Here is a 9,401-nt window from a genome sequence, read left to right as displayed (position 1 = left end):
GCCGTCCGACCCGTCGCCGAGCCCGCCGCCGAATCCCTGGCCGGGTGCCTGGCCGCCGAACCCGGGTGCCTGCTGACCACCGGTCTGCGGGGTGACCTGCCCGGCGTCGGTGGTCACGGTCGCGTGGTCCCGCCCGACGACGTAACCGCCGCCGAACGCGGCGGCGACCAGCACGACGACACCCGCGATCGCGGGTGCCAGCCTTCCGGCGTTGCCGGACCGGCCGGCGAAACGGTCCCAGGTCCGCGATCCGGGGCCGGCGGGGTTCTGCGGTCCGCCAGGCGGGGCGGGCATCGCGCCGGCGTGGTGGGCCGACGGGATCGCCGTCGTCGCGTACGCCGCCGGGTAGGCCGTGGGCGCCGCTGCCGGGGCCGCCGGGTAGACCGTCGGGTAGGCCCTCGGGTAAGCCGTCGGGTAAGCCGCCAGGTACGCGTCCGGGGTTGCCGCCGTCGCGGCCGGCGACTGTTCCGGCTGCTGTTCCGGCTGCTGTTCCGGCTGCTGTTCCGGCTGCTGTTCCGGCGTGCTCGCCGGGCCCGCGGTCGTCTCCGGGTGGCCGACCGGCTCGAGCTCGATCGCCAGAGGTGGCCGGCTCAGGGGCGGCAACTCGATCGTGTGCTCCTGCCGGCCGGTGGCCAGCACTTCCATGGCCGGGGAGTCGCTACGGTCCGAGGAGCCCACCGGCACGGCGTCGACCGGGCGGGTGGCATCGAAGGGGTCCTGCCCCCGATGGGGTGTGAGGTCGTTGGTCGCCATGCAGGAAGACTGACCGGCCCGGGTGAGCCGGTGCTGCATGCAGTCTGGAGATCACCTGTGAACCGGAACCCCTGCGATCCCGTCGACGACAAGACGCCGGGCTCAAGGCTGCTTGACAAGGAAATCGTGTCGAAACGACCTTGAGTCGCAGGGCGTGGGGCCGCGCGTAAGGTGAGGCTCACCATGCTGGCCGAACGTCGCTCGCAGCGCCTGTTGCCCGCCTACCAGGTGGCGATCGGCACCCCGCGTGGCAGCGCCTGGCACAACGTGGGGCTCCTGTTGCGCTCCGGCAGGATCGCGGCCTGGCTGGACGCCGTCGAGGCGACCGTGGGCCGCCGGGACGTCGCGACCAGCTTCTTCGGCAGCTGGATCGCCGCGCCGCTGGTGCTGGCACCAACCGCGAGCGTGCTGGTCGACGGCGTCCTCCCCCGCACCGACGCCGCCACGACCTACCTCCGCGCGCATCCCGGCGGCTGGTTCGACGGGATCGCGTTCGCCCACCCGGGCCGGCTCGACGGAGCCGACGGCGCGGACCTGCGCACCCGCTGGGCGCGGCAGACGGCGGACCTCGTGGCCCCGCTGCTGGACGCCGTCCGCAGCGCCGGAACGGGTTTCGGCCTGCGCGGCCTGTGGGGGAACGCCGTGGTCGACCGCGTGCTGTGGCTGGCCACCGATCTCGGGCAGCGGGGTCTCGGCGACACCGGCGTGCTCGTCAAGCGCGGCGGCGACCTGCTCGACGCCCTGCAGCCGCTCGCCCCGGTGTCGCTGCCGGCCGGGCGGACGTTCGACGTGCCGCGCCCGGCCGGCGTCGTCACGTTCCCGGTGAAGAGCGTCTGCTGCCTGCTCTACAAGACGGTTCCGGACGGCCGGCGGGCGGAGACCGACTACTGCACCGGGTGCCCGCTCCTGCCGGACGGCACGCGAGGGCCCCGCTGGAGCCGCCACCTCGACGGCCTGCGCGGCGAGGGCTGAGGCACCCGGCGGGAGGCCCTAAGCTCAACGTTCGTGGAAGATCCCAGAGCGAACATCGGCGTCGTCGGCTTGGCGGTCATGGGAAGCAACCTGGCGCGCAACCTCGCCCACCGCGAGGGAAACGTGGTCGCCGTCTACAACCGGTCACCGGAGCGCACCCGGCTCCTGATCGACGGGCACGGCGGCGAGGGCGACTTCGTTCCCGCCTCGAGCGTCGAGGAGTTCGCGGCGTCCCTGCGCAGGCCCCGCAGCGCGATCATCATGGTGCAGGCGGGCCGGGGCACGGACGCGGTGATCGACCAGTTGGTGGAACACTTCGAACCGGGCGACATCATCGTGGACGGCGGCAATGCGGACTTCCGCGACACGATCCGCCGGGAGAAGGCGCTCAGCGAGAAGGGGCTGCACTTCGTCGGTGTCGGGATCTCCGGCGGCGAGGAGGGCGCGCTCAACGGGCCCAGCCTGATGCCGGGCGGCTCGAAGGAGTCGTACCTGACGCTCGGGCCGATCCTCGCCACGATCGCCGCCCGCGCGGAGGGCGAACCGTGCGTGACGCACGTGGGCTCCGACGGCGCCGGCCACTTCGTGAAGATGATCCACAACGGCATCGAGTACGCCGACATGCAGCTCATCGGCGAGGCGTACGACCTCCTGCGCAGCGTCGGCGGTCAGGAGCCGGCGGCCATCGCGGACGTGTTCCAGCAGTGGAACTCCGGTGACCTGGAGTCGTACCTGATCGAGATCACCGCCGAAGTCCTGCGCCAGGTGGACGCCGCCACCGGCCGGCCGTTCGTCGACCTCGTCGTCGACCAGGCGGGCCAGAAGGGCACCGGCACGTGGACCGTGCAGATCGCCCTCGGGCTCGGCGTCCCGGTCGGCGGGATCGCGGCGGCGGTGTTCGCGCGCAGCGTGTCCAGTCACCCGGAGCAGCGCGAGGCGGTGCGGGCCACGGTCGCGTCCCGGCCGAAGCCGGTCTCCGTCGACGACGGCTTCGTCAGCGACGTCCGCGCGGCCCTGTACGCGTCCAAGGTGGTCGCGTACGCGCAGGGCTTCGACGCGATCACCGCGGGTGCGGCCGAGTACGGCTGGGACGTCGACCGCGGCGCCGTCGCGAAGATCTGGCGCGCCGGCTGCATCATCCGGGCCCGGTTCCTGAACCGGATCGTGGAGGCGTACGAGCGGCAGCCCGGCCTGCGCACCCTCCTGGAGGACCCGTACTTCGCCAAGGCCGTCGCGGACGGTGAGGCGGCCTGGCGGCGGGTGGTGTCGGTGGCGGCGCTGTCCGGCATCCCGGCGCCCGGGTTCTCGGCGGCGCTCGGCTACTACGACTCGCTCACCGCGGAGCGGCTTCCCGCGGCGCTCATCCAGGGGCAGCGCGACTTCTTCGGGGCGCACACGTACAAGCGCATCGACCGCGAGGGCACGTTCCACACGCTCTGGAGCGGCGACCGCACCGAGGTGCGGCAGGACGCCGCCGGCCACTGACCGTCCGAGCGGGTTGGGCACGAGTGCGTCGCCGCCAGACTCCACAAAAGGTCGAGGACATCGATGTCGAAAGCGGTTTCAGCGCACCTTCGTGGAGCCTGGCGGCGACGCAAGACGTCGCACTCACCCAGACGCCAGCCCAGCCGGGCACCCCGACCCCACCGAGAAGACCTCGGTGTCCAAGCGGGATGGGCACGGTGCCACGACGCGCCCGGCTGGTGCGCACGGCGTGACATCGCGCCCATTCACACTGGAGCGCGATGTGACAGCGTGCTCAGCGGCGGTCCAGCGCCCGGTCGAGGTTCACCGCGGAGCTGATCAGCGCCAGGTGCGTGAACGCCTGCGGGAAGTTGCCCAGCGCCTCGCCCGCGGGGCCGATCTCCTCGGCGTAGAGGCCGACGTGGTTGGCGTACGTCAGCATCTTCTCGAAGATCGTGCGCGCCTCCCGCAGCCGCCCTGCGCGGGTCAGCGCGTCGACGTACCAGAACGAGCACAGGTTGAACGTGCCCTCGGTCCCGTCCAGGCCGTCGTGCCCGGTGATCGCGTAGCGGTGCACGAGACTGTCCGAGACCAGCTCGCGGCCCATCCGGTCCAGCGTGCTGAGGAATCGCGGGTCCGTCGGCCCGGCGAACCGCACGATCGGCATCACCAACAGTGACGCGTCCAGCTGCGCGCTGCCGGGGTGCATCACGTAGGCGCCCAGCTCGCCGTCCCAGCACTCCTTCTGCACGAACCTGTACGCCGCCGCGCCGAGCTTGCGCCACCGCTCCACGGGCGCCGGCAGCCCGCGGTCGCGCGCCAGCCGCTGCGCCCGGTCGAACGCCACCCAGGTCATCAGGGCCGAGTACGTGAACCGTTGCCGCGGGCCGCGCACCTCCCACACCCCCTCATCCGGCTCCTCCCAGTGGTTCGCGAGCCAGTCCAGGCGCCGGGAGAGGAGCGTCCACAGGTCGTACGAGATCGGCACCTCGCGGTTGTAGAGGAAGACCGAGTCCATCAGCTCACCGTAGACGTCGATCTGACGCTGGCCGACGGCGTTGTTCCCGATCCGGACCGGCCGCGAGCCCCGGTACCCCTCCAGGTGGTCCAGCAGCGTCTCGGGGATATCCTCCTTCCCGTCGATGGAGTACATGATCATGACGTCGCGTTCGAGCGTCGCCTGCTCGCACCGCCCCTGCAGCCAGTCCATGAACGCCGACGCCTCCTCGAGGAAGCCGAGCGTCATCAGCCCGTAGATGGTGAACGCGGCGTCCCGGAGCCAGGCGTAGCGGTAGTCCCAGTTCCGGATGCCGCCCACCTCCTCCGGCAGGGACGTCGTCGGCGCCGCCACCAGGGCCCCCGTGGGGTGGTAGACGAGCAGCTTCAGCGCGAGCGCGGAGCGGTGCACCATCTCGCGCCAGCGGCCTGTGTACCGGCACTGCCCGAGCCAGTTCTGCCAGAAGCCCTGCGTCTGCTCGAACAGCCGCTCGGCCTCGCCGGCGACCATCGGCCGCACCTCCCCCTGCCACTCCAGCTCGAAGTCGACCTGCTCGCCCTCCTCGAGCGTGAACGTCGCCCCGACGCCGCCGTTCTCCACCTTCAGCGGCACGGTGGACCGCAGGACGCAGCGACCGCTCGACGAGGCGAACACGGCGCCGACCCCTTGCAGGATCTCCACCGTGTGCGGCACCCGGGCGTAGTCGAACGCAGGGTGGCAGGCCAGCTCGAACGTCGCCCTTCCCCGGACGGCGTGGGCGCGGCGGACGAGGAGGTCGCGCGGGGCCGCCGTCCCGCTGGTCTCCGGGACCATGAAGTCGATGACCTCGCCCACGGACTCGGCGGCCATGAACCGCGTCATCAGGATGTTCGTGTCCGGGAGATAGAGCTGGCGGAGGCGGGACGCCGTCCGGCAGTTCAGCGAGAAGAACCCGCCCTTGCCTGCGTCGAGGAGGGCCGCGAACAGCGACGGGCCGTCGAAGCGCCGGGGGCAGTACCAGTCGATGGTGCCGTCGGTGCCGACCAGGGCCACCGTTCGCAGATCCCCGACGATCGCGTGTTCCTCGATGGGGAAGTAACCGTCCGGAGACGACGGGTGCGGTAGCGACATCCACACCACTATCGCGGCAGATCCACTGATCGGAGTTTCACCTGCGTAAACGACTGCTGGCAGTGCGTACCCGGGGGTAGACCGGGGACCCCGAACGCTCCAGTATGTGCGGAACGCGTGCGGCGGCGGGCCGGAAACGCGATGACACGCACGCCGTCCAGAACCAGACCCGCCCTTGCACGGAAACTTACGGCCCCGTAGCCTACGGAGTCGTAGGAAAGACGGCGGTCACCCTGACGATCGCCGTATACCGAGCCTGCAAGGGATGCCAATGACCGTTACGAGCGAACCCACCCCCGCCTCGGGTGAGGGCACATCGCCCACCGTCGTCGTCAAGGGAGCGCGCGAGAAGAAACCCCTGCTGTACGGGCGCAAGCCGACGATCGAGATCGTCTTCCTCTGGATCTTCGTGACCGCGCCCCTGATCGCCGTGGCGGCCGCCGTGCCCGTGTTCTGGGGCTGGGGGATGTCCTGGGTCGACGTCGCCCTGTTCGCCGTGTTCTACCTGTTCACCGGCCTCGGCGTCACGGTCGGGTTCCACCGCTACCTCACTCACGGGGCGTTCAAGGCGAAGCGCTGGCTGCGGATCGTGCTGACCCTCGCCGGCACCATGTCGATCGAAGGCGCACCGATCCGCTGGGTCGCCGACCACCGGCGGCACCACCAGTTCGCCGAGGAGGAGAACGACCCGCACTCGCCGTGGCGTTTCGGCGAGAGCGTCTGGGGCCTCACCAAGGGCCTGATCTGGGCGCACGTGGGATGGCTCTTCACCCGTGAGAACAGCAACTCGCACCGGTTCGCGCCGGACCTGGTCGCCGACAAGGACGTCCGCTGGTTCCAGAAGAACTTCGTGCTGGTCCTGCTGACCTCCCTGATGCTGCCCACACTGCTCGGCGGGTTGCTCACCTGGTCCTGGCAGGGCGCCGTCACGGCGTACTTCTGGGCCGGACTCGTGCGGATCGCGCTGGTCCACCACGTGACCTGGTCCGTGAACTCGGTCTGCCACGTCTTCGGCGAGCGCCCGTTCCAGACCGCCGACAAGGCCTCCAACGTGTGGTGGCTGGCGATCCTGAGCTTCGGCGAGTCCTGGCACAACCTGCACCACGCCGACCCCACCAGCGCCCGTCACGGCGTCGACAAGGGTCAGATCGATATCTCGGCGCGCATGATCTGGCTGTTCGAGAAGCTGGGCTGGGCCTGGGATGTGCGCTGGCCCAAGGCGGACCGCCTCGACGCCAAGCGTGTCAACGCGGTGAAGGCGGCCTGAGCAGCAACCACCGCCTCACCGGTCGGGTCCACCCTTCGCGGCTCAAGGTTGATGTGACAAGCAAATCCGTGTCGCATCAACCTTGAGCCGCTGGGTGGGCTCAAGGTTTCGGGGTCCCGTCCGGCGCGATCCGGCCGAAGCCGGTGAACCGCGTCAGGGCCTCCGGCAGGACGACGGAGCCGTCCGCCTGCTGTCCCTGCTCGAGGACGGCGGCCAGGGTCCGCCCGATGGGCAGGCCGGACCCGTTGAGGGTCGCCGCGAACTCCCGCTTGCCATCCGGCGTCCGCGTGCGGATGTTCGCCCGCCGCGCCTGGAACGTGCCGCAGTCCGAGCACGAAGCGATCTCGCGATAGCGGCCCTGCCCCGGCAGCCACACCTCGACGTCGTACGTCTTCTGCGCCCCGAAGCCCAAGTCGCCCGCCGGGAGCACGATGACCCGGTAGGCCAGGCCCAGCCCCTGCAGGACCGCCTCCGCGTGGCCCACGAGGCGTTCGAGCTCCGCCTGGGAGTCCTCCGCGGCGCACACGCGCACGAGCTCCACCTTCGAGAACTGATGCAGGCGCAGGATGCCGCGGGTGTCGCGCCCGTAGGAGCCGGCCTCCGAGCGGAAGCACGGGGTCCACGACGTGTAGGCGAGGGGCAGGTTCTTCGGCTCGATGATCTCGTCCGCGTGCAGGTTCGTGAGCGGCACCTCGGCCGTGGGGATGAGGTAGAGGCTTCGCGAGCCGGACGCCGTCCGGAACAGGTCCTCCTCGAACTTCGGCAGCTGACCGGTGCCCGTCATCGTCTCGGGCGACACGAGGAACGGCACCGAGTACTCCGTGTACCCGTGTCGTGTCGTGTGCAGCTCGAGCATCAACGCCGCCAGCGCGCGCTCGAGCGCGGCCCCCGCGCCCCTCATCACGCTGAACCGCGGGCCGGAGAGCTTGGCCGCGCGTCCCAGGTCGAGGATCCCGAGGGCCTCGCCGATGTCGACGTGGTCGCGCGGCTCGTGATCGAACGACGGTGGCGTGCCCCACCGGCGAAGCTCGACCGCCTGCTCCTCGGAGTCGCCGTCCGGGACGTCGTCCAGCGGGAGGTTGGGAACGCCCAGCAGAAGCTCGCGCAGGGCCGCGGAGACCTGCTCCTGCTCGGCCTCGGCGTCCCGGACCCGGTCCTTGAGCTCCCGCGCCCTCTCCTTGAGCGCCGCGACGTCACCACCCTGCTTCGCGGTGGCACCGACCTGCTGGGCCAGGCGCTTGGCCTCGGCGCGCAGCTCGTCGGCGGCGCGGATGCCCGAACTACGGCGGGAGGCGAGGCCCTCGAGGGCTGCGACGTCGAGGGTGTACCCGCGGCGGGCGAGGCGTCGCACCGCGTCGGTGCCCGGGTCGAGCAGGAGCCGCGCATCGTGCATGTGGCGAGCGTACCGTCGCCGTACGGTGCGACTGTCGCGTCCCGTGCGGGTTCAGCGGGTTCCGGTGCTCACGTGGCATTTGAGGAGCACCGGCGTGAACGGGTCGTGAATCCCGGCCCGACCTTGTTCATACCTTGTTCAGAAGGTGGACGAGGGTGGTCGCGATACGTGTCCGTAAGTAGCTCTGACCTGCGGCCTTCCAAGAGCGAGACTACAAAACGTGACGGGACTTGGCACCAGCGCGATCGATATGGCAGGCTCTCTCACGCACCGGCGCCGAGAGCGCCGGTGCACCAGTTTGGGGCCCTTCCCGAAGGCCCGCGCGGTCTCGCGATGTGAACGCCGCGCCCAGTCCGCCGATCATGCAATTCGCGTGGATCACCAAATCCCCGTCGACCACGAAACGTACGGCAGGCGGCGGCGCCGGTCATCGATTGCTACTGGCCAGTAACGGCGAGCGGTGGGCTTTGCGCGATGAACGGCGCACGACTTCCGCGGGGCGATCGGGCAAACGACAGCGAATGATCCACGGGAAGTTCATGATCGGTGCAAGAGCTGCGGGGAAACGCCCTAGGCGGCGCCGAGGAACGCTTCCCAGCTCGGGTCGCGGGCGTCGGCGCCCCGTACCACCCATGCGGGACCGCGCGGCGCACGAGGGCGCACGCGCATGCTCCAGCCCTTCTCCTCAGGCGTGCGGTCGCCCTTGAGGTTGTTGCACCGCACGCAGCACCCCACGAGGTTGTCCCACGTGTCGGGGCCGCCGCGGCTGCGCGGCAGCACGTGGTCGACGGTCGAGGCGTGGCCGCCGCAGTACGCGCACCGGTGCTCGTCACGCCGCAGCACGCCACGGCGGCTGACCGGGATCGCGCGGCCGTGCGGCACGCGCACGTACCGCGCCAGGAGGATCACCGACGGCCGGGGCAGGGTCAGCGACTCGCTCACGACCGGCGTCGGACCGTCGACGACGACGCTCGCCTTGCCGGCGAGCACGAGCACCAGGGCACGCCGGAAGGACACGACCGCAAGCGGTTCGTAGCCGGCGTTGAGCACCAGGGTCCGCATCTACACCTCCCGCCCACCGGTCGCCAGGGCCGGAGTCGCCAGGGCCGGAACGCGTGCCAGGACGCAAGAAGGCGCCGTCCCAGGAGGAACGACGCCTTCAGCAGGCTCACGGTGTGCGGCGACCCTCACCGCCCGCGCGCTACAGGCCAGCGCGGCTAGGACGCTTCGCATCGCGTCGCGCACGACGACCTCCTCACCGGACGGACTGACTTGCTGCGCAGTAAGAGTAAGCGCTGCTCGTATCACAGATCACGTAGTTTCGGCCCCGATCTTCGTGCAGCGGGTCACGGGACCGCGCCCGAGAACGACGGCGGCCCGGCGCCGCCCACCACGCGGTGAGCGAATCGCCGGGCCATCGTCTGAGAGCCTGTTTTGGAATTCCC

Annotated in this window: 6 protein-coding genes and 1 pseudogene; 3 read left to right on the top strand and 4 right to left on the bottom strand. The window is 70.7% G+C overall.

Features of this window, described 5'->3' with window-relative positions; all coding sequences use genetic code 11:
- A pseudogene (locus AC08OU_RS18765) lies at positions 1-753 on the bottom strand (hypothetical protein); the annotation flags it as partial.
- 183 nt (positions 754-936) lie between these two features.
- Here AC08OU_RS18765 and AC08OU_RS18760 point away from each other — a divergent pair.
- Both AC08OU_RS18760 and gndA read left to right on the top strand, forming a co-directional pair.
- Complete coding sequence (locus AC08OU_RS18760; protein WP_476605427.1) at positions 937-1,725, top strand: hypothetical protein; 789 nt, start codon at positions 937-939, stop codon at positions 1,723-1,725.
- A 33-nt stretch (positions 1,726-1,758) separates the two neighbouring features.
- Positions 1,759-3,210, top strand: a complete 1,452-nt coding sequence (gndA, locus tag AC08OU_RS18755; RefSeq protein WP_476605426.1) for an NADP-dependent phosphogluconate dehydrogenase — start codon at positions 1,759-1,761, stop codon at positions 3,208-3,210.
- Positions 3,211-3,484: 274 nt separating this feature from the next.
- Here the strand turns inward: gndA and AC08OU_RS18750 are convergent, their stop codons facing one another.
- On the bottom strand, positions 3,485-5,296 hold the full coding sequence (locus AC08OU_RS18750) for a glycoside hydrolase family 15 protein (RefSeq protein ID WP_476605425.1): 1,812 nt from the start codon (positions 5,294-5,296) through the stop codon (positions 3,485-3,487).
- A 271-nt stretch (positions 5,297-5,567) separates the two neighbouring features.
- On the opposite strand from AC08OU_RS18750, the gene AC08OU_RS18745 reads away from it, so the two are divergent.
- Entirely contained in the window at positions 5,568-6,563 is a 996-nt protein-coding gene (locus AC08OU_RS18745; protein WP_476605424.1) for an acyl-CoA desaturase, read from the top strand.
- A 100-nt stretch (positions 6,564-6,663) separates the two neighbouring features.
- Here AC08OU_RS18745 and serS read toward each other — a convergent pair whose 3' ends face one another.
- Together serS and AC08OU_RS18735 are read right to left on the bottom strand one after the other, a co-directional pair.
- Complete coding sequence (gene serS / locus AC08OU_RS18740; RefSeq protein ID WP_476605423.1) at positions 6,664-7,956, bottom strand: serine--tRNA ligase; 1,293 nt, start codon at positions 7,954-7,956, stop codon at positions 6,664-6,666.
- 570 nt (positions 7,957-8,526) lie between these two features.
- Positions 8,527-9,018: an HNH endonuclease gene (locus tag AC08OU_RS18735; protein WP_476605422.1), complete on the bottom strand. Its 492-nt coding sequence runs from the start codon at positions 9,016-9,018 to the stop codon at positions 8,527-8,529.
- Between the last annotated feature and the right edge of the window lie 383 nt (positions 9,019-9,401).

Source organism: Frankia sp. CcMO1, from assembly GCF_977945845.1.
This window is presented reverse-complemented; position numbering and strand designations above follow the sequence as displayed.

What these genes read in the sequence shown, in the direction of transcription:
- AC08OU_RS18735 (WP_476605422.1), bottom strand. Translation starts at nt 9,018, where the DNA reads ATGCGGACCCTGGTGCTCAACGCCGGCTACGAACCGCTTGCGGTCGTG.
- AC08OU_RS18745 (WP_476605424.1), top strand. Translation starts at nt 5,568, where the DNA reads ATGACCGTTACGAGCGAACCCACCCCCGCCTCGGGTGAGGGCACATCG.
- serS (WP_476605423.1), bottom strand. Translation starts at nt 7,956, where the DNA reads ATGCACGATGCGCGGCTCCTGCTCGACCCGGGCACCGACGCGGTGCGA.
- AC08OU_RS18750 (WP_476605425.1), bottom strand. Translation starts at nt 5,296, where the DNA reads ATGTCGCTACCGCACCCGTCGTCTCCGGACGGTTACTTCCCCATCGAG.
- AC08OU_RS18760 (WP_476605427.1), top strand. Translation starts at nt 937, where the DNA reads ATGCTGGCCGAACGTCGCTCGCAGCGCCTGTTGCCCGCCTACCAGGTG.